Source organism: Allobosea sp., assembly GCF_017308015.1.
Taxonomy (GTDB): Bacteria; Pseudomonadota; Alphaproteobacteria; order Rhizobiales; family Beijerinckiaceae; genus Allobosea.
Genome location: NZ_JAFKFW010000002.1, coordinates 240,178 through 259,858 on the forward strand (window position 1 = coordinate 240,178; position 19,681 = coordinate 259,858).

Below are 19,681 nucleotides of genomic sequence, written 5' to 3' on the forward strand. Positions count from 1 at the left end.
AAGGTTCCGACCATGAGTCTGCCCCCCATCGTCGTCTTCGATCTCGACGGAACGCTCGCCGAGACGGCTCCGGACATCATGCGGGTCCTCAACCTGATCCTGGTCCGCGAAGGGCTGGCGGCCCTGCCGCTGGAGCGGGCCCGCGAACTCGTCGGAGCGGGCGTGCGCGTCCTGATCGAGCGCGGCTTCAAGGTCTCCGGCAGGCCGCTCGACCCGGAAACGCTGGAGCGGCTCTTCCAGGAATTCATGGAGATCTATGCGCAGGATACGGCGGGCAGCAGCCATCTCTTCGACGGCGTGCTGGGGGCGCTCGATGCGCTGGCCGGCGAAGGCTATGCGCTCGCGGTCTGCACCAACAAGCCGATCCTGCACACGAAGCTGATGCTCGCTCATTTCGGCATCGCCGGCCGCTTCGCGGCGGTCGCCGGCCGCGACAGCTTCCCCTATTTCAAGCCGGACCCGCGCCATCTGACTCTCACGATCGCGGCGGCCAAGGCCGATCCGGCAAGGGCCGTAATGATCGGCGATTCCCGCACGGACATCGCAACCGCGCGCGCCGCCGGCATCCCGACGATCTGCGTGCCCTTCGGCTATACGGACGTACCGATCGAGACACTGGAGCCTGATCTGGTCATCCAGCATTTCGACGAGCTGCACGGGGCCGTCGGCCGCGTGCTCAAATCTCCTCCCCGGACGTCCTTGACGGCATGAGGCGCGCCGACTAGGAGAGGCCGGGTCCGGGCGATTAGCTCAGCGGTAGAGCACTCCCTTCACACGGGAGGGGTCACAGGTTCGATCCCTGTATCGCCCACCATTTTTCCGGATTTTCCGACATCGTCGGTCGCGGCAGCGCGCCAAGCCGTGCGGCTTTGAATCGTGGCCCTACCCGGCCTTATCCGACGATGCCCGTTCCAGCGTCGCAACGACCTCATCGACACTCTCTTTCACGCCGAGAAGGAAATCCTTCCCGAAGGCGATGATCGTGTCCGCCGGCGTTCCCTTGAACTGATAGACCACCGCCACCTGCTCGGGATTGACGTAGACGGGTTTTCCATCGGCCGGCGAGGTGAACTTGCAGAGCTTCGGCATGATCGTTTGCGGTCCTGTGCTGTGGGCATCCTGTCGAGGAGCGCGAACGCTATCAGCGCGCTTCCGTACAGCTCCAGTACCCGCCGTTCATCGAGAGCGCAAAAGGGCCATCGGCCTATCGCCCGCCGCGAGAAGAAGCCCTGGAAGCTGATATCCCTCAGCGCTGCACGATCGCCGCCCCGTCGGCCAATGGCGCGTCACCCTTGCCGATACGGGCCAGCTCTTCGCCGAAGCGGGCCGCAACAGCCAGCCGGAAATGCAGCGGGTCCCAGTAATTGGCATCCTGCGACGTAATCGGCGAGGCATGGGCGTAGTCGACGACCACCGCGCCGTGCCGGCGGGCCAATGCGGCGATATCGGCCTTGCACCGGGCATAGCGCTGCCAGCCGGCCGAACCCTCGCGCGGATAGGCCATCAGATGGGCAGGCGGCAGGACAAGCATCACCTGCGTGGATTTCGGGAGAGTCGCAATGCTCTCCTCCAGCCAGGACAGCGCCGGAAAACGCCAGGTCGCGCTCTCGGCCGACGCAATGGCGGCTGGCGGCGACAAGGGCGCAAGGTCGGCGATCGTACCGCCATGACCCGCGTAGATGTGCCCGCGCGCGCGGGCAATGTCGTAGCTCGCCTCGGGCGGCGTGAAGACCTCGTAACCGTCGCCGCGGATGCGCTCGGGCGACCAGCCCAACCGATAGGCCATGAGCCGGCCGGCTATCTCGAGATTGGTCAGGTTGAGCAGCTTCGGCCAGTCGCTCCAGCCCACCTCGCGGGAGAGCCAGGCCGGCACCGGCCGCGGCGTCAGTCGCTTGGCCTCGTCGACCGCATCGGCCTCGCACCAGGTCGTGTCGATGCCCCAGATCAGGCGCTTCGGGGCCCGGACATGCTGACGGAAGAGCTGCGCCATCTGCACCTGCTCCCAGGGCGTGGCAGCGTTCATCGCGAGATTGACGAAGCGAGCGCCGAGTCCGCGCGACAGAACCTCGGGATCGAGCAGGCGCATCGTCGAGGTGCCGATTACCGCCGCATCGAAGCGCCCGGAGCGGACGAGTTGCGGATACATGAAGCGCTGGTTGATATCCATGATCGGGCGCGGCGCCTGCCCGGCATGGACGCGCATGCCGAAAGGATCGAGCACCGCGACAAAGGCGAAGAGCAGGCCGGCCACGACCATCGCCGCCGCCAGGAACCATCGCGACCACTGAACCCAGGCCTTCGCCATTCCGGCCTTTCGCTCCATCGAACCGAGGCGCGACTGCCTCAATGAACGGGCGCCTGCGCGGCGCCCTCTTCGCACAGGCCGGTACCTCGTCACAACGCGAAAGGCGCGCCGCATGGCGGCAAGCCCCCGAACATGGCAGAGAAGGCCGATGACGCCAGGCCGTTTCCGTCATTCGCTCCGCTGGTCACGTGGACTTGCCGCATCGCTGCTCGCCTTCGCGCTCCTGTCATGCCCGGCGCAGGCGGCTGAGGAGCCGATGCCGGCATCGTCCGGCATCCAGGATGCGCTCTGCCGCCTGATCGATGACGCCGCGAAGGCGCAATCCGTACCCGCCGCCTTCCTGACCCGGCTGATCTTCCAGGAATCGAGCTTCCGGCCCGGCGTGACCAGCCCGGCCGGCGCGCAGGGCGTCGCCCAGTTCATGCCCGGTACAGCCCGCGAACGCGGCCTGATCGATCCGTTCGACCCCGAGCAGGCGGTGCCCAAGGCGGCGCATTTCCTGGCTGAATTGCGCGACCGCTTCGGCAACTGGGGCCTCGCGGCAGCGGCCTATAATGGCGGGCCGAACCGCGTCGCGGGCTGGCTCGCCGCTCGCAAGGCCGGGCAGACACGCTTCCTGCCGAGCGAAACCGAGAACTATGTCTTCGTCATCACCGGCCGGACCGCCGAGGACTGGGCGGAGGAAGCGGTGGACCGCGCCAATGGCGATGGACGCTCGCCGCCAGTGCCGCCGGCCACCCGCGACAAGGATGCACAGGCGAGCTGCGCGCCGACGCTGGTCGCGATCCGGCAATCCCGCCCTGCCCTCCCCGCGATCGCGGAAGCGCCCTTCGCGCCCTGGGGCGTGCAGCTCGCCGGCAATTTCTCGAAGGCGCGGGCGCTCGCCACGTTCCAGCGGGCCGGCGCCCGCCATCGCGCGATCATCGGAGCGCTGCCGCCGATGGTGATCGGAACGCGCCTGCGCAGCCGGGGAACGCGCGCCTTCTACCGGGTGCGATTGCCGGCGGCGACACGCGCCGAGGCGACCGCTCTCTGCCGGCGCATCCAGGCCGACCGCGGCGCCTGCGTCGTCCTGAGGAGCTGACAACCATCGCGCAATGTTGCATGCGCGCAACGCAGCACGGCAAAGCTTGACTGCTGTCGGCGATGTGATTGCGGCCCGATTGCACGACCCCGGGGAAGCTGACAGGACGTTGAGGAGACGTTGACTTTTCTGCGTCATTTTCGCGACCAGCCGTCCCGATCCGCCCGAGGTTCCTCCGATGATCCGCTCCACCCGCCTGGCCTTGCTCGCCGGCCTTGGCCTGCTCGCTCTGGGCTCCGCCGCCCGAGCCGAAATCGACCCTCTGACCCGCCAGCCGCTCGTCCAGTATGTGGACCCGGCCAAGGCGCAGGCGACTGCCATTCCGCGTGAGATCGTCGACTATCCGACGAAGCAGAGGCCCGGCACGATCGTCATCGACTCGACCGAGCGCCGCCTCTATTTCGTGATGCCCGACGGCAAGGCGATGCGCTACGGCGTCGGCGTCGGCCGCCCCGGCTTCGACTGGGCGGGCACCCAGACCATCTCGCGCAAGCAGGAATGGCCGACCTGGACGCCGCCGGCCCAGATGCTGAAGCGCCGCCCCGACCTGCCGCGCTTCATGCCGGGCGGTCCGGACAACCCGATGGGCGCTCGCGCGCTCTATCTCGGGTCGACCCTGTACCGCATCCACGGCTCGAACGAGCCGGAGACGATCGGCCAGGCGGTGTCCTCGGGCTGCATCCGCATGCTCAACGAGGACGTGATCGACCTCTACGAGCGCGCCAAGGTCGGCACCCGCGTCGTCGTCGCGCGCTGAGCGAAACGCGGGATCGGAACGAGGCCGGCGGAAACGCCGGCCTTTTCATTTGGACCTCAGCGCTTCCGCTCGCGCGACAGCCCCTTCTCCGCCAGGGCCGCGATATAAGCCCGCATCTTCTCCTCGCCCTGCTCGCCGAGTTCGCGCAGATAGTCCCAGGCGTAGATGCCGGTCTCATGCATGTCGTCGAAGCCGATCCTGACAGCGTAATGGCCGACCGGCTCGACCCGGAGAATCTCGACACCGGCCTTACCGGGCACGATCGTCTTCTGGCTGGGATGATGGCCCTGGACCTCGGCCGAGGGGCTTTCGACGCGCAAGAGCTCGGCCGGCAGCGCGAAACTCGCACCGTCGTCGAAGGCGACGTGCAGGGTTCGGCGGTCCTTGGAGAGGCGCAGTTCGGTCGGCCAGGATGACATGGGCGGTATTCGTCCTTCGCAGGCAGCAGCCGGCTAGTGCTTGACCTTCGCCAAAGCAGTGCCAATGTCATATCATAGCAATGTGAAGGCGCGCCCGCATCCTGCGCGGACCGGCCGCTCCACAATGCGAGAACGTGAGGCAGACGTGCTGCTCGACGACATGAAGCCGCTGACGCGGCCGCCCTTGGTCGACCCCTTCGGCCGCAAGATTTCCTATCTGCGCATCTCGGTGACGGATCGCTGCGATTTCCGCTGCGTCTACTGCATGTCCGAGGACATGAAGTTCCTGCCGCGCAAGGAATTGCTGACGCTGGAAGAGCTCGACCGGATCGCCAGTGCCTTCGTCGCGCGCGGCACCCGCAAACTGCGCCTGACCGGCGGCGAGCCGCTGGTGCGCCGCGACATCATGAGCCTGTTCCGCTCGCTCTCGCGCCACCTCACCTCCGGTGCGCTTGACGAATTGACGCTGACGACCAACGGGTCGCTGCTGCATCGCTATGCCGACGAGCTCGCCGGCTATGGTGTGCGCCGCATCAATGTCTCGATCGACACGCTCGACCCCGACAAGTTCCGCGAGATCACCCGCCGGGGCGATCTCAAGATCGTGCTCGACGGCGTGGAGGCGGCCCGTAAGGCCGGCATGCGGGTCAAGATCAACGCGGTGGCGCTGAAGGGCGTCAACGACGACGAGATCGAGCATCTGATGCTCTGGTCGCACGGGCTCGGCATGGACCTGACCCTGATCGAGGTCATGCCGATGGGCGAGATCGAGGTCGGGCGCGTCGACCAGTACCTGCCGCTCTCGGTGGTGCGCGGGAGGCTGATGGACAAGTACACGCTCGTCGACGATCCCTACCGGACCGGCGGACCGGCGCGTTATGTCCGCGTCAAGGAGACCGGCGGGCTCGTCGGCTTCATCACACCTCTGACCCATAACTTCTGCGAGAGCTGCAACCGCGTGCGCCTGACCTGCACCGGCACGCTCTATATGTGCCTCGGCCAGGAGGACGCCGCCGATCTGCGCGCTCCGCTCCGGGCCTCGCAGGACGACGCCCTGCTCTTCCGCGCCATGGACGAGGCGATCGCGCGCAAGCCGAAGGGCCACGATTTCATCATCGATCGCCGCCATAACGGCCCCGCCGTGGGCCGGCACATGAGCGTCACCGGCGGCTGAGCGCCGCTCGACGCCACCCCTCGCTTGACCCTTCGGCCGAATGCGGTCACCGTCCGGGCCGACGGGTGGAGTTGCATGCGGTCACAGTTCAGGGCGATGGCCCGCCGGATCAGGGCGGCCGCGAGCGCGATCGATGATGCCATCAGGCAGACCCATGCGGCGCGACTCGCCATCATGGCCGCGAACCTGCGGCGTGCCCTGCCCCTGATCGCCATGCTGCTTCTCGCGACGCTATTGTTCTGCCTGTTCCTGGCCTGGTCCTCAGCGCGCGGCGTCTTCCTCGTGCTCTCGCCGGCCTCTCCGACGGGGATCTTGGCCGGCATCGCGGCAACCGTCGCAGGGATTGCGGTGCTCGAACTCTGCGCGGCCTTCGCCATCGTCATCATGACCGCGGCCCTGCAACTTGCTTACGATACCGGCCGCCATTGCGTTCTGGCCTTGTTGGCGATCGCGAGTGCGCTCGGGCTGGCGTTGATGGCGTCACACCTGGCTGCAGAGGGAATTCCAGCCCTTGCGGGCGCGGTCCTGCCGACCCTTGGCCTCTGCGGTCTCGTCGTGCTGACGCTCTGGTTCAAGCGCGCCTATCTGCGCCCGGCCTATCCCGGCTTCCGCGATTTCTGGGCCGATATCGTCGAGGCCCGCCATTTTCTGATACGAGCCGCCCATGGCGAGTGACGGGGGCCCGACCTTGCGGGCCGTGCGCATGAGCCCTGCGCCGACGGCCCATCATCTGGCCGAGTCGGTCAAGGCTGGGCATCACGGCGCCAGCGATGCCGTCGAGAACCAGCCTCCGGCCCATGCGACCATGCTCTCGCAGACCGAGCAGACGCTGATCGCCCGGGCGCGCGAGCATTTCGCCACGCTGCGGCAGGAGGCGGCGGCGAGCCTGAACGCCATCCAGGCGGAGATCGCCAGCCGGCGCGAGTTGTTCACGCAGCAGCGCTTCGAGGGCCGCGTGCGCGGCGTCGAGGCGACGATGCGCGCGATGCTGAACAAGCATGGCGGCGAGCTGGAGCAGCGCGTCTACGACGCGCTCCGGGCCAAGCGCGAATACGCCTTCTTCAACTACGAGAACAAGCGCCGGGCCGATCCCAAGCTCGACAAGTGGCAGTTCATCCTCTTCTTCCTCGTCGTGCCGCTGGTGATCGAGAGCCTGCTCAACGGCAATTTCTTCGCCGAGGCCAGCGATTTCGGCCTGGTCGGCGGCGCGGCGACCGCCGTGATCATCTCTGCGCTCAACGTCGCGCTCGGCTTCTTCATGGGGGTGGGCCCGGCGCGCTATTGCCAGCACGTGAAGAGCTCGCATCTGTTCTGGGCGCTGCCGGCCTATGCCGGGATGATCGGGCTCATCGTCCTGTTCAATCTCGCGGTCGGGCATTACCGCGAAATGCTGATCGCCAACCCGGATGCGCGCTCCTTCCAGGTGATGCCGCGCATGATGGAGAACCCCTTCGCCATCTATGACATCAAGTCGGTCGCGCTCGTCATCATCGGCTGCCTCGTGGCCTTCGTCTCGGCGACCAAGGGATATACCGCCTTCGGCACCTATCCCGGCCACGCCACCGCCTATAAGCGCTGGCGCCTGCGCTGGAGCGCGGTCGAGGAGGAGCGGCGCCGTCTCGATGCCGAACTGCTCCCGGAGCTGGAGGCGATCCGCACCCAGGTCGACGGCTTCCGGGAGAATTGCCGCGACGAGCTCGGCAAGCTGCAGGGCGTGAAGGCCGCGGCCGAAAAGGCGCGCGATCTCTATCTCTCGCGCCTCGGGCAGCTTCGCGCCGCCAAGGACGCGGCGATGATGCAATATCGCGAGGCCAATCTCAGGGTCCGCACCGATCTGCCACCCGCTTATTTCACGCAATCGCTCAACCTGGCCGAGATCGACCAACCGGCAGAGCTGCCGGAATATGTCGCGGCGCGGCGCCAGATCGACGATTTCGAGCAGCAGCTCACCAGCATGCCGGCGCTGATCGAGGCCAAGCTCAGGGATCGGCTGGTGCTGCTGCGCGGGATCGACCTTGCCGGCGAGATCGAGCAGGTGAAGCTGCGCGCGGCACAAGCCGGGCGCGACGCCTTCGAGCAGGACGAAGCGGCCCAGAAGCAGACGGCGGAGGATTTCGCCGCCATGAAGAGCTAGAGGTCGCCGGATGAAGACCGAGAACTGGGCAATCGTCGCCTCCGTGCTCGCCGGGCTTGGCCTTGTCGGCTTCTTCGCGGCGCCCTCCCTGCTGCGCGGCCCGCCGCGCGATCAGGAAACCCTGTGTCCGAAGACCGGCCCCGTCGGGCACACGCTGATCCTCGTAGACAAGAGCGACCCGTGGAGCGAGGTGCAGGCGAAGCGCCTGAAGGCGCTGGTGAAGCAGGCCGGCGACGAGCTGCCGACCGACCGGATGTTGTCGATCTACGTGTTCAACGACGTGTTCGAACCCGGCTTCCCGTCGCTCGTCTCGCTCTGCAATCCTGGTAAGACCGCCAGCGAGCTGATCGGCAACCCGCGGCGCGAATATGTCAAATGGCTCGAGAAATTCGGCCGCCCGCTCGACGAGGCGCTGACCGTGCTGACGCAGCCGGCCAAGGGCAACCAGTCGCCCATCGTCGAGGCGATCGGCGATGTCGTCTCACGCCGCGAGAACCGCGTCCCGAGCGGCGACCGCAAGATCATGCTCGTCTCCGACATGCTGCAGAACTCGAGCCAGTTCACGATGTTCGGCAATGGTGCCGGCGCACGCGATCCGGAGCGTCTGCGGCGCCTGCTCGGCAAGGTCTGGCAGGATTCGGGAGCGTCGAGCTGGGAGCTGAGCATCCACCAGGTCCAAGGCGTCTATGACGCTGCGAGGCTCGAACAGGCGGCGACCTTGTGGAAAGGCGCTTTCCAGAAGCTCGCCATCACCGTTAGCTGGGATCGGCTGTAGAACGACGACACGCGCGGCCATCCCGTGTGACGAGAAGTGGCCTTTTCCTGCCGAGGACCCAGCATCCGCGCAGCGGCACCGTGTGCCGCTGCGCATGCCGGATAACAGTCGTGGATCGCATCAATAAACGCGATGCCTGCCTTCAGAGCCGGTACCCCATCCGCACGCCACCCCAATGGCGGCCGCGAACGCGCAGCGGCGCGTTGAGCTCGCTCACTAATTCGCTACGGCCATCGTCGTTCTCATGCCGGCTGAGCTGGATCAGGAACGGGCGGATAGAGCGCCCCGCGCTCAAGCCGGCGCGGCTGTCGACGATCCGCCGGTTGCGAGCGTAAGCCGCATTCCAGACGGGTTCGCCGGGGCGCTGCGGCTGTGACCAGGCGGCGTGATGGACCGGCACATAGCCGTTGCGATCGCTCGGCAGGGCGAAGACCAGGCGCGGATCGGAGGCAAGCGTGCCGGCGAGCAAGGGCGGCAGGATTGCTTCGAGCGCCGGCAGGCTCGGGCTCAGATATTGCCTGGGCTCGCTTTCGACGACCGGATCATAACGAAGATCGAACAGATCATCCACGGAGAGCAGGCCGCGATCGATGGCGCTTTCCATCGCAGCCGCCACCTCGCTAGCAAAATCCTGGGCGCGCTCGATCAGGGGGCGATAAGAGCGTTCGATCTCTTCGATCATACCCGCCAGCGCACCGCAGCCATTGGCGGCATCGTCGGCGAAGGCGAGATGCAGGCCGAGTTCGCTGGAGTCCGTCATGCGGCACGGCAGCGGCGGCAGTCCCTCGATCGTGACGACGCCCGCACTCCCGCTGGGCAATCGCGTCTGGGACGAGCCAGCCAGCAAGGCCCCGCCGCGGCCAAGATCGACGAGCCGGCCAAGGACATCGACGCTGCCGATGACGAGATGCGCCTTGCGCGCCGTCGGGAAGCGGTCGAAGCGACGCCGGTCGGCAAAGGCCGAATGGCGCAGCACGGGCTTGAAGCGCCGGAGCATATTGCCGAGCAGGCGGCTGCCCTTCTGCGTGGCTCGCCGGGCGCGCTCGCTTTCCGCGGCCGTCTCGTGCGCAATGCGGTCGATTTCGTCAGCGCGATGCGCGACGCTCTCGACGAAAAGAGCCGTTTCCCGCGCACTCCGTGAGAGTTCCGCGGTCGAATTCGCCTGTTCCTGCGAAGCCCGCCCTATCGTCGCCATGATCGGGTTGACGTCGCGCACGATCTGCAAGGTGTCGTTGACGATGCCGGTCGAGCCTTGAGCGGCGCGGGTCAGGCGATCGACCCGCTCCCGGATATGGCAGACGGCCTCGCTGACCTCGACGGAAAGCGACTTCACCTCATGGGCGACGACGCCGAAGCCGCGCCCGGCCTCCCCGGCACGGGCTGCCTCGATCGCCGCGTTGAGTGCGAGAAGATTGGTCTGGCGAGCGACCTCGGCAATCGAATCGACGATACCGCGGATTTCCCCGGTCGCCTCGGCCAAGCCATCCAGCATCAGCGCCGCCTCGCCGGCCCGCGATACCGCGGCGTCGAGCTTGTCGCGGACGCTCCCGACGGCACCATCGACCTGTTCGGCCGCCTGCGAAACCTGATGGGTCGCGGCAGCAAGCGCGGACGCGTTCTCGCTGGCGGCACCCACGGCAACGCGCATGCTGCCGGCATTCTCGAGGATGACGCGCGAGCCGCTCTCCGACTCGGCCGAGCGCTGCTCGACCTCGCCGAGTTCCCGGGTCAACCGGTGCATCGCAAACAGGATGTCGCGCTCGATGTCGTCGACTGCGTCATGGACGGAGGGATCATAGGACCGGGTCACCGCCTGCCGGAACACGGCATCCTCGACCGGTACCGGCGCCGGGGGAATGTCCTCCGCCGCCCGCCCCGCGCCCAGCCACCGTCGAATCCTGCCCTGCATCCCCGCCAGTCTCACCATAGGTCAAGCTCGGAGCCGGTTATGATCCCGGCTGATTAACAAAGGCTTCCCCATCGCCGCACGGCGCCCCTGCCGGAGATGCAATGGACCCTCGTCGCCGGCCCCTGTATGGCTGGGAAACACGCGCCATCGGGATGGGCAGCCATGAGCCAGCACAGCTATGACGTCATCGTCGCCGGTGTTGGCGCCATGGGGTCCGCTGCCTGCTGGCATCTGGCCCAGCGCGGGCTCAAGGTGCTCGGCCTCGAACGCTTCGATCTCGGCCATGCGATGGGTTCGTCCCACGGCCTGACCCGCATCATCCGTCTCGCCTATTTCGAAGGCTCGCATTACGTGCCGATCGTGAAGCGGGCGCACGAGCTCTGGACGCAGACCGGCGAGCAGGCCGGCATGAAGCTGCTCCATGTCACGGGCTCGCTCGACCTCGCTCCGAAAGGTGGCGGACCGGTCGAATCCTCGCTGCAATCCTGCCTCGATCACGGATTGAGCCATGAAGTCCTGGAAGGCGCGGAGGTGACGCGGCGCTTCCCGGCTTTCCAGCTCCCGGAAGGACATATCGGCCTGTGGCAGCCGGATGGCGGCTTCGTCGCTTCCGAGAAGGCGATCTATGCCCATGTCGGGCTGGCTCAGTCGCGCGGCGCCGAAATCCGCACCAACGAACCCATGCTCGACTGGACGCCGACGGCGCAGGGCGGCGTGATCGTGCGCACCGAACGCGGCACCTATTCGGCCGGGCGCCTCGTCATCACCTCGGGCGGCTGGATCGCCGACGCGGTGCCGGCGCTCGCCAAGCAGGTCGATACGGTGAAGCAGGCGATCGGCTGGTTCACGACGCGCCGGCCGGAGCTCTTCCGCGAAGGTGCCTTCCCGGTCTTCATCCTCAGCGTCGAGGAAGGCAATTTCTACGGCTTCCCGCTCTACGAGCACCCCGGCTTCAAGCTCGGCGGGCCGCATTTCGGACGCGAGCCGATGGACCCGCGCGATCCCGACCGCACGCCGAGCGCAAACCAGGTCGCGCGCATCCGCGAATGCCTGTCGCGCTACATCCCCGATGCCGCCGGCGAACCGCTGACGGTGAAGGGCTGCATCTACACGGTCTCGCCGGACGAGGGCTTCATCATCGATGCGGTGCCGGGTGTGCCACAGGCCGTCTTCGCCTCGGCCTGCTCGGGCCATGGCTTCAAGTTCGCGAGCGCGATCGGCGAGATTCTCGCCGATCTGTCGACCACAGGGCGATCCCCGTTCGACCTGAAGCCGTTCTCCCTGTCACGCCTGCCGGCCTGAAGCCTCCCAAACCGGATCCGAACTCTTGCTCAACGCAGCCGAAAACCGCCGCAGCATCGTCTTGATGCTCGCGGCGATGTCGCTCTTCGTCATCAACGACGTCTTCATGAAGCTCACATGCGAGATTCACGCGGCCGGGCAGGCGTTCGCGCTGATAGCGTGCTGCGCGGTGGTGACCGGTTTCTCCGGGGGCCCGCTCTGCACCATGCATCGGCTCCGCATGCGGCTCGCTTCCGGTCCGAAGCTCATGAGAAAGTCGGCGGCATGACGGCGGCTGCGGTCAAACCCACGCTCGCGATCCTCGTCGCGATCTCGGCGCTGCAGCCGATCGCGCTCAACCTGCTCGCGCCGGCCACGCCCGCGCTCGCGCGGCATTTTGCCTCGAATTACGCCACTATCCAGCTCACGCTGACGCTGTTCCTGGTGGCGGTCGCCCTGACGCAGCTCGTAATCGGGCCGCTCTCGGATCGCTTCGGACGCCGCCCCTGCGTCAATGCGGGTGTCGTTCTGTTCGTATTGGGCTCCGTGCTTGGAGCGCTGGCCCCCACGACGCATATCCTGCTGATCGCGCGGGTGCTGGAAGGGGCTGGCGGTGGCGCCGTCTTCGCCTTGTCGCGCGCGATTATCCGCGACACCGCCGATCGCGACAACGCCGCAAGCCAGATTGCCACCGTCACCATGGTCATGGTGGTGGCACCGATGATCGCGCCCTGGCTCGGCGGCCAGATCGAGACCGCCCTCGGCTGGCGTGCGATCTTCTGGTTCATGATGCTGTTCGGCATCGTCGTGCTCGTGTTCACGGTCGCCCGCCTGCCCGAGACGGCACCCAATCGTGGCCGGCAGAGCTCGCTCTTCGGCATCTTCCGCGTCTTTCCGGAACTCGTGCGCAACCGCGACTTCATGCTGAACGTCGCCGCGGGCTCCGCCGCCTCGTCCGCCTTCTTCGTCTTCATCGCCGCGACGCCCTATATCGTGGTCGAGACGATGGGGTACGGCTCGGACGTCTATGGCACCTATTTCATCCTGAATGCGCTCGGCTACATGATCGGCAACTTCACCATGTCGCGGCTGGCGGTGCGCGTGGGCACGCAGAGGATGGTGCGGCGCGGCCTCACCATCTCCTTCATCGGCACCGGCATTGCGCTGGCCCTGTCGTTCTCACCCTGGTGGTCGCCGCTGACGCTGTTTCTGCCGCTGGCCGTGAATGCGATGGGCAACGGACTGACGATCCCCGGCGCGACGGCAGAGGCGCTCTCGGCCCGGCCTGAACTGGCGGGCTCGGCGGCCGGTCTCCTCGGAGCAACCCAGCTCGGCTTCAGCGCGGCGCTCACCGTGCTGATCAGCTGGCTGGTGACGCTCTGGCCGCAATCGATGAATTTGCTGGTCTGGCTCTTGACGGCGGCGGGCCTCGCCGCCGTCAGCTGCGTACGTGCGCGGTCCAACCCGGCCAGCTAGCCGGGCAAGGCGCGATCTCAGCCTTCGAGACGGGCGATCAGGCTGGACGTATCCCAGCGGTTGCCGCCCATCTTCTGGACCTCGGCATAGAACTGGTCGACCAGCGCGGTGACCGGAAGCTGCGCGCCGTTGCGACGGGCCTCGTCGAGGACGATGCCCAGATCCTTGCGCATCCAGTCGACGGCAAAGCCGAAATCGAACTTGTTCTGGTTCATCGTCTTGCCGCGATTCTCCATCTGCCAGGAGCCGGCGGCACCCTTCGAGATGACCTCCAGCATGGTCTCGACATCGAGCCCGGCGCGCTTGGCGAAATGGACGCCCTCCGACAGGCCCTGGACGAGGCCGGCGATGCAGATCTGGTTGACCATCTTGGTGAGCTGGCCGGAGCCGGCCGGGCCCATCAGCTTGCACATGCGCGCGAAGCTCGCGATCACAGGTTCGACACGCGCATAGGTCTCGGGCTCGCCGCCGCACATCACGGTCAGCACGCCATTCTCGGCGCCGGCCTGCCCGCCCGAGACGGGCGCATCGACGAAGCCGAAGCCGCCCTGCTTGGCAGCTTCATAGAGTTCGCGGGCGACATTCGCGGAGGCCGTGGTGTGGTCGACGAAGATCGCGCCCTTCTCCATTCCGACAAAGGCGCCGTTCTCACCCGTCGTCACGGAGCGAAGATCGTCGTCATTGCCGACGCAGCAGAAGACGATCTCCTGGCCCTTCGCGGCATCGGCCGGGGTCGGCGCCGAGACGCCGCCATGGCGGGAGACCCATTCCTGCGCTTTCGTCGGGTTACGGTTGTAGACGGTGACCTCATGCCCCTTGGCCTTGAGATGGCCGGCCATGGGAAACCCCATCACGCCGAGACCGATGAATGCGACTTTGGCCATGCCGAACTCCCGCTTTTCTCCGAAGACCGTCACGCTTTAGCCTGCGCCCGCCGGGTGGGGAAGGCGATTGCGCGCCACCCGCCCATGCGGCTTTTCCCTTGCAGCGTCACGCTTGGCGGCTTAGCTCCGGTGCATGACCATATCGAACGACGACGAATTGCAGGCGCTGAAGGAGATCGGCGGCATCGTCGCCCGCGCGCTCGCAGCCATGGGCAAGGCGATCGAGCCCGGCATGACCACGGCCGAGCTCGATGCGATCGGCCGCGACTATCTCGAACGCCACGGCGCGCGCCCTGCCCCGGAGCTCGCCTATGAATTCCCCGGCGCGACCTGCATCAGCGTCAACGAGGAGATCGCCCACGGCATTCCCGGCGAAAGACGGATTCTCGCCGGCGACCTCGTCAATATCGACGTCTCCGCCGAGAAGAACGGGTTCTTCGGCGATACCGGCGCCTCCTTCGCCGTGCCACCGGTCAAGCCGAAGCTGGACCGGCTGTGCCGTGACGGCCGACGCGCACTCTGGGCCGGCATCGGGCAGGTCGGCGCCGGCAAGCCTCTGGCCGGGATCGGGCAGGCGGTCGGGCGGTTCGCCCAGAAGAACGGCTATACGCTGGTGCGCAATCTCGCGAGCCATGGCGTCGGCCGCTCGCTCCACGAAGAGCCGACGGAGATCGCGACCTGGCCCGACCGTAAAGAGCGCCGGACCATGACGAACGGGCTCGTCTTCACCGTCGAGCCGTTCCTGTCGCTGGGCGCGGACTGGGCCGAGAATGCCGACGGCGATCGCTGGACGCTCTACAGCGACCCTTGCGCGCCGACGGTCCAGTACGAGCACACCGTCGTCGCGACACCGCGCGGCGCGGTGGTGCTGACCCTGCCCGGCTGAGGCCGGATCAGCGCAGCACCATGTGCCGGCTCAGCCTGATCTCGAGCCTATCCCAGACGCGCCGGATGATCTCGACCAGGACGAGATAGATCAGCGCGGCATAGAGATAGATCGAGAGATCGAAGGAGCGCGCGAAGGCGAGCCGCGTCGAGCCCATCAGGTCGAACAGCGTCACCAGCGAGACGATCGCGCTCGACTTGATCATCACGATCAACTCGTTGCCGAGCGGGCGCAACGCCAGGATCATCGCCTGCGGCAGCACGACGAGGCGCAGGGTCGCCCAGCGATGCAGGCCGAGCGACAATGCGCCCTCGAACTGTCCGCGCGGGACCGACTGGATGGCGCCGCGCAGGATTTCTGCCTGATAAGCGGCGGTGTTCACCGTGAAGGTGAAGACCGCGCAGTAGAACGGCTCGCGGAAGAACCACCACAGGCCGGTATCCTGCCAGAACTCGCGGAACTGCCCGAAACCGTAATAGACGAGAAAGAGCTGGCAGAGCAGCGGCGTGCCACGCAGGAACGTGGTGTAGCCGCTGACCGCAACGCGCGCCCAGCGCGACCCGTAGAGCCGGGCGATGGCAAGGCCGAGCGCCAGAAAGAAGCCGATGGCGACCGAGATCGCGACGAGTTCGAAGGTGACCCAGAGGCCGCTCGCCATGCGGCAGCCGTAGTTCTGGAAGACCTCACTGCCGAGCCAGGCGCCGGGATATTCGCACCAGTTCATCGCGTCGCTCCGCCGAAGGCGGCCTGGCCGCGATTGGTGCGCTGCTCCAGCTTCTCGATGCCCCAGGCGGACACCAGCGAAAAGAAGAAATAGAGCAGCATCGCCGTGCCGAAGAATAGGAACGGTTCCTTGGTCACGACATTGGCCCGCGTCGCGATGAACATGATGTCCTGCAGCGTGATCACGGAGATCAACGACGTCTCCTTCAGCAACACCATCCAGTTGTTCCCGAGGCCGGGCAGCGCCACGCGGATCAGTTGCGGGAAGACGACGAGGCGGAAGGCCTGCCCCTTCGACAGGCCGAGTGCCGCGGCAGCCTCGCGCTGACCCTTCTGGATCGAGTTCAGCGCGCCGACCCAGACCTCGCTGGAGAAGGCGGCGAGCACCAGCCCGAGCGCGACCATGCCGGCGACGAAGGGCGGGATCGAGAAGCCGGTCCAGATTTTCTGAACCAGCACCTGGATGCCGAAATAGATGATGTAAAGGGTCAGAAGCTCCGGTACGCCGCGGAAGACGGTAGTATAGATCGTCGCCAGCGCCCGCAGGATCACATAGTCGGAGCGCTTCCACAGCGCGATGACGAGCCCGAGCGCCAGGCCGAACGGCAATGTCGCTAGAGCGACGGAGATGGTGTTGGCTGCGCCTTGCAGCAGGGCCAGGCCCCAGCCGCCGGCCCCGAAGCCAAGCAGTGCGAATTTGTCGAACATGGGAGGGCCGGCGCGCGAGGAGCTGAGGCCCGCCGGCGCGATGCGGCCGGCGGGTGATCATCGTCGGTGGTCAGATCAATCGAACTTGAACCACTTGTCCTCGAGCTTCTTGTGCGAGCCGTCGGCCATGGTCTCGGCGATGGCCTTGCTGATCATGTCCTTGAGCGCCGTGTCCGACTTGCGGACAGCACCGGCGACTCCGGGACCGTGGATGGCGTCGTCGCGCTTCACCTCGGCGATCTTCTTGCAGCAGTCCTTGCCTTTCCCGTTGAGGAAATCGGCAAGCGCGAGCGCGTCGGCGACGATGTAGTCGAGACGGCCGTTGAGCAGATCGAGATTGGCCTCCTCCTGGGTCGGATAGAGGCGCGCGGTCGAATCCTTGTAGAATTTCTCGACGTAGTTGGCGTGGATCGTCGAGCCCTGCGCGCCGATCGACTTGCCCTTGAGCGCGGCTGGCGAGATGTCATCCGACTTGGTGTTCTTCGGGCCGATCATCCAGATCGGGGTCTTGCTGTAGACCGAGGTGAAATCGACCTGCTTCTTGCGTTCGTCGGTCGCGTTCATCCCGGCGAAGATGACGTCGTACTTGTTGGCCTGCAGCGCGGGGATGATGCCGTCCCAGTCCTGCACGATCCAGGTGCATTTCACCTTCATCTTCTCGCAGAGCAGGTTGCCGTAGTCGATCTCGAAGCCTTCGAGCTCCTTCTTGGCATTCAGGTTGTTGTAGGGCGGATAGGCGCCTTCGGTGCCGATCCGGATCTCCTTCCACTCCTTGGCCTGGGCGAGCGCCCCCGTCGCGCCGGCAACCGTCAACGCCGCCGCCGCGATGAAACGAACGAAACTCTTCATGGGACCTCCGCAGATTCAGCCGGCCGGTGTTGCTGTTGTCCCGGTCCGGTTCTGTGGCGACAGATTGGGCGCGTTTTCGTTCCGCTCGCAAGAGGGATCGGTGCAGCTTTTCGCAGCTTAAGCGTCCAAATCCGCGCCGGGAGCCGGCATGCGACCAAAGAAGCAGGCACAGTGGGCGGGCGAAAGGCTCCGCCGCGCGGCTCAACGGCGGGCGTCGAGCACCGCGACGATCCAGATCGCCAGGCCGCCCAGCGCCAGCCCTGCCCCAACCCAGCCGGTCGAGGTCCAGCCATAGCCCGCGGCGATCGCCAGGCCGCCAAGCCACGGGCCGAGCGCATTCGCGGTGTTGAAGGCGCTGTGGTTGAGCGCTGCTGCGAGCGTCTGCGCGTCGTCAGCAACATCCATCAAGCGGGTCTGCAACATGGCGCCAAGCCCTCCGCCACTGCCGATCATGAAGATGACCAGCGAGATCGCCCAGATATTGCCGGCTGCGAAGGGGAACGCCGCCAGCCAGAGAGCGCTCCAGAGCAGCATGGCCGCCGTCGCCGGAACGAGCGCCCGATCGGCAGCCCAGCCGGCGACGAGCGTGCCGACCGTCAGCCCCAGGCCGAAGATCGCCAGCACGACCGGGACGAGCGTGGGCGAAACCCCGGTCACCGCCATCAACGTCGAGGCGACATAGGTATAGACCGCGAAGAGACCGCCGAAGCCGATCGCGCCCGTTGCCAGCGTCAGCCAGACCTGCCTGCGCTTCAATGCTCCGAGTTCCCGCAGCGGACTCGCGCCTGGCAGCACGACGTCGCGCGGCGCGAACAGCGCGATCAGGCCAACCGTCAGCAGGGCAAGCCCTGCCACGACGGCGAAGCCCGTGCGCCACCCGAGCACCTGCCCCATCCAACTCGCGACGGGAACGCCGAGAATTGTCGCGACCGTGAGACCGAGCATGACGCGCGACACGGCCTGCGCCCGCCGATTCGGGGCGGCGAGCGAGGCTGCGACCAGCGCCGCGACACCGAAATAGGCGCCATGCGGCAGACCGCTCAGAAAGCGGAAGGCCAGCATCCAGTGATAGTTCGGAGCCAAGGCGCTCAGTGCATTGCCGAACGCGAACAGGCCCATCAACCCGATCAGCAAACTGCGCCGCGGAATGCGCGCCGCCAGCACGGCGATCAGCGGCGCGCCGACCACCACGCCGAGCGCGTAGATGCTGATGACATGGCCCGCGGTCGGCTCGTCGATTTCGAGCCCGGCCGAGAAATAGGGAAGCAGGCTCATCGTCGCGAATTCGGTGGTGCCGATCGCGAAACCACCCATGGCGAGCGCGAACAGCACGAGCCCTGCCGAGGCGGGCGCATGGACGGACGCGGATACGTCCAGGCTGCGATCATTCGCGGCGAGCGTCATGACGGGCTTTCACGGAAGGGCAGCGACGTGCTGCATCGCAGCATGAAATAGCCATGCACAACCAACCGAACAACGGCACATATGGCGATATTTCATGCGATCAACGCATAACGCTCCGGCTTCCGAGCGTTTGCGCCGAATGCGCTATAAGACGGCTTCCCAGACAGGTGAAAGCGACGTGATACCCTGGACCACTCTTGACACGACAGTCTTGCCCGACGGCAGCGGCGACCTCCGGCTGAAGCAGCGCGGCACCGAGTTCTCGATCATGCTCGGCAGCAACGAATTGATGAACAGTCGTCTCAGCGGTTCGGAGGAAGCGCTCGCGAGGCTGGTCTGCGACCGGCTGGCAGGGCGAAAAAGGCCCAATATCCTGATCGGCGGGCTGGGAATGGGTTTCACTCTGCGGGCCGCGCTCGCGCATCTGCCGGCGGAAGCGCAGGTGGAGGTGGCGGAACTGCTTCCCGCCGTGGTCGCCTGGGCACGGGGACCAATGGCCGCGCTCTTCGCCGGCTGCCTCGACGATGCCCGCGTGCGGGTCAACGTTACCGACGTCGCCGCGGCGATCGCCAACGGCAAGGGGCGCCACGACGCCATCCTGCTCGATGTCGACAACGGCCCAGAAGGGCTGACCGTCGCCGGCAACGACCAGCTCTACGGGGCGGCGGGGCTACACGCCGCAAAGGCTGCACTCCGGCCCGGCGGCATCCTGGCAGTCTGGTCCTCGGGGCCTGACCATGGCTTCACGCGGCGCCTGCGCCAGGCCGGCTTCACCACCGAAGAGGTAACCGCCCGCGCCCGCCGCACCGGCGGCGGAGCGCGGCATGTGATCTGGCTGGCGACGCGGCCCTGAAAGCGACGGCGCCGCCGCCCGGTGCCTCTCTTTTTTGAGTCGGCGCATTCTCGTCACGCC

General features: G+C 66.6%; 21 protein-coding genes and 1 tRNA gene. 13 read left to right on the plus strand and 9 right to left on the minus strand.

Translation table 11 applies throughout. The annotated features are described in order from the left end of the window. The first annotated feature begins 12 nt into the window (after positions 1-12). Both J0I42_RS01160 and J0I42_RS01165 read left to right on the plus strand, forming a co-directional pair. Positions 13-711: an HAD family hydrolase gene (locus tag J0I42_RS01160; RefSeq protein ID WP_291651970.1), complete on the plus strand. Its 699-nt coding sequence runs from the start codon at positions 13-15 to the stop codon at positions 709-711. A gap of 28 nt (positions 712-739) precedes the next feature. Next, positions 740-814: transfer RNA gene (locus tag J0I42_RS01165), tRNA-Val, on the plus strand. Positions 815-882: 68 nt separating this feature from the next. Here J0I42_RS01165 and J0I42_RS01170 read toward each other — a convergent pair. After that, complete coding sequence (locus J0I42_RS01170; protein WP_291651972.1) at positions 883-1,089, minus strand: hypothetical protein; 207 nt, start codon at positions 1,087-1,089, stop codon at positions 883-885. A 157-nt stretch (positions 1,090-1,246) separates the two neighbouring features. After that, positions 1,247-2,305 carry a hypothetical protein gene (locus J0I42_RS01175; protein WP_291651974.1) on the minus strand — a complete coding sequence of 353 codons (1,059 nt, stop codon included), beginning with the start codon at positions 2,303-2,305 and terminating at the stop codon, positions 1,247-1,249. Positions 2,306-2,453: 148 nt separating this feature from the next. Here J0I42_RS01175 and J0I42_RS01180 point away from each other — a divergent pair, with 148 nt between their 5' ends. After that, on the plus strand, positions 2,454-3,389 hold the full coding sequence (locus tag J0I42_RS01180; RefSeq protein ID WP_291651976.1) for a lytic transglycosylase domain-containing protein: 936 nt from the start codon (positions 2,454-2,456) through the stop codon (positions 3,387-3,389). A 178-nt stretch (positions 3,390-3,567) separates the two neighbouring features. Next, a complete protein-coding gene (locus tag J0I42_RS01185) occupies positions 3,568-4,146 on the plus strand; it encodes a L,D-transpeptidase (protein ID WP_291651978.1) in 579 nt (192 codons plus the stop codon). A 56-nt stretch (positions 4,147-4,202) separates the two neighbouring features. Here J0I42_RS01185 and J0I42_RS01190 read toward each other — a convergent pair whose 3' ends face one another. Then, positions 4,203-4,565 (minus strand): gamma-butyrobetaine hydroxylase family protein, encoded by a 363-nt coding sequence (locus J0I42_RS01190; protein ID WP_291651980.1) that lies wholly within the window; start codon positions 4,563-4,565, stop codon positions 4,203-4,205. A 160-nt stretch (positions 4,566-4,725) separates the two neighbouring features. Here J0I42_RS01190 and moaA point away from each other — a divergent pair, with 160 nt between their 5' ends. The 4 genes from moaA (at position 4,726) to J0I42_RS01210 (ending at position 8,648) form a co-directional block, all read left to right on the plus strand. Beyond that, positions 4,726-5,739 (plus strand): GTP 3',8-cyclase MoaA, encoded by a 1,014-nt coding sequence (gene moaA / locus J0I42_RS01195; protein WP_291652651.1) that lies wholly within the window; start codon positions 4,726-4,728, stop codon positions 5,737-5,739. 75 nt (positions 5,740-5,814) lie between these two features. Beyond that, complete coding sequence (locus J0I42_RS01200) at positions 5,815-6,414, plus strand: hypothetical protein (protein ID WP_291651982.1); 600 nt, start codon at positions 5,815-5,817, stop codon at positions 6,412-6,414. Beyond that, positions 6,404-7,873, plus strand: coding sequence for a hypothetical protein (locus J0I42_RS01205; protein ID WP_291651983.1), 1,470 nt, complete (start codon positions 6,404-6,406; stop codon positions 7,871-7,873). The genes J0I42_RS01200 and J0I42_RS01205 overlap by 11 nt, the downstream gene beginning before the upstream one ends. A gap of 10 nt (positions 7,874-7,883) precedes the next feature. Beyond that, complete coding sequence (locus tag J0I42_RS01210; protein WP_291651985.1) at positions 7,884-8,648, plus strand: hypothetical protein; 765 nt, start codon at positions 7,884-7,886, stop codon at positions 8,646-8,648. 142 nt (positions 8,649-8,790) lie between these two features. On the opposite strand, the gene J0I42_RS01215 is transcribed toward J0I42_RS01210, so the two are convergent. Further along, positions 8,791-10,575: a methyl-accepting chemotaxis protein gene (locus J0I42_RS01215; protein ID WP_291651987.1), complete on the minus strand. Its 1,785-nt coding sequence runs from the start codon at positions 10,573-10,575 to the stop codon at positions 8,791-8,793. 144 nt (positions 10,576-10,719) lie between these two features. Here J0I42_RS01215 and solA point away from each other — a divergent pair, with 144 nt between their 5' ends. The 3 genes from solA to J0I42_RS01230 all read left to right on the plus strand — a co-directional run bounded on the left by solA (position 10,720) and on the right by J0I42_RS01230 (position 13,314). Then, positions 10,720-11,859: an N-methyl-L-tryptophan oxidase gene (solA, locus tag J0I42_RS01220; RefSeq protein WP_291651989.1), complete on the plus strand. Its 1,140-nt coding sequence runs from the start codon at positions 10,720-10,722 to the stop codon at positions 11,857-11,859. A gap of 64 nt (positions 11,860-11,923) precedes the next feature. Further along, positions 11,924-12,127, plus strand: coding sequence for a hypothetical protein (locus J0I42_RS01225; RefSeq protein ID WP_291651991.1), 204 nt, complete (start codon positions 11,924-11,926; stop codon positions 12,125-12,127). Further along, the gene (locus J0I42_RS01230; protein ID WP_291651993.1) at positions 12,124-13,314 is read left to right on the plus strand and encodes a multidrug effflux MFS transporter; all 1,191 of its coding nucleotides are present in this window, start codon (positions 12,124-12,126) and stop codon (positions 13,312-13,314) included. The genes J0I42_RS01225 and J0I42_RS01230 overlap by 4 nt, the downstream gene beginning before the upstream one ends. Positions 13,315-13,331: 17 nt before the next feature. On the opposite strand, the gene J0I42_RS01235 is transcribed toward J0I42_RS01230, so the two are convergent. Next, on the minus strand, positions 13,332-14,198 hold the full coding sequence (locus J0I42_RS01235) for an NAD(P)-dependent oxidoreductase (protein ID WP_291651994.1): 867 nt from the start codon (positions 14,196-14,198) through the stop codon (positions 13,332-13,334). Between the two features lie 133 nt (positions 14,199-14,331). Here J0I42_RS01235 and map point away from each other — a divergent pair, with 133 nt between their 5' ends. Further along, positions 14,332-15,084, plus strand: a complete 753-nt coding sequence (map, locus tag J0I42_RS01240) for a type I methionyl aminopeptidase (RefSeq protein ID WP_291651996.1) — start codon at positions 14,332-14,334, stop codon at positions 15,082-15,084. A 7-nt stretch (positions 15,085-15,091) separates the two neighbouring features. On the opposite strand, the gene J0I42_RS01245 is transcribed toward map, so the two are convergent. The 4 genes from J0I42_RS01245 to J0I42_RS01260 all read right to left on the minus strand — a co-directional run bounded on the left by J0I42_RS01245 (position 15,092) and on the right by J0I42_RS01260 (position 18,768). Then, a complete protein-coding gene (locus tag J0I42_RS01245; RefSeq protein WP_291651998.1) occupies positions 15,092-15,808 on the minus strand; it encodes an ABC transporter permease in 717 nt (238 codons plus the stop codon). Next, positions 15,805-16,515: an ABC transporter permease gene (locus J0I42_RS01250; RefSeq protein ID WP_291652000.1), complete on the minus strand. Its 711-nt coding sequence runs from the start codon at positions 16,513-16,515 to the stop codon at positions 15,805-15,807. The genes J0I42_RS01245 and J0I42_RS01250 overlap by 4 nt, the downstream gene beginning before the upstream one ends. Positions 16,516-16,590: 75 nt before the next feature. Next, entirely contained in the window at positions 16,591-17,364 is a 774-nt protein-coding gene (locus J0I42_RS01255; protein ID WP_291652002.1) for a transporter substrate-binding domain-containing protein, read from the minus strand. Positions 17,365-17,565: 201 nt separating this feature from the next. Continuing rightward, complete coding sequence (locus J0I42_RS01260; RefSeq protein WP_291652003.1) at positions 17,566-18,768, minus strand: MFS transporter; 1,203 nt, start codon at positions 18,766-18,768, stop codon at positions 17,566-17,568. Positions 18,769-18,946: 178 nt separating this feature from the next. Between J0I42_RS01260 and J0I42_RS01265 the strand changes: the two genes are divergently transcribed. Then, positions 18,947-19,621, plus strand: coding sequence for a polyamine aminopropyltransferase (locus tag J0I42_RS01265; RefSeq protein WP_291652005.1), 675 nt, complete (start codon positions 18,947-18,949; stop codon positions 19,619-19,621). The last annotated feature ends 60 nt before the right edge of the window (positions 19,622-19,681 follow it).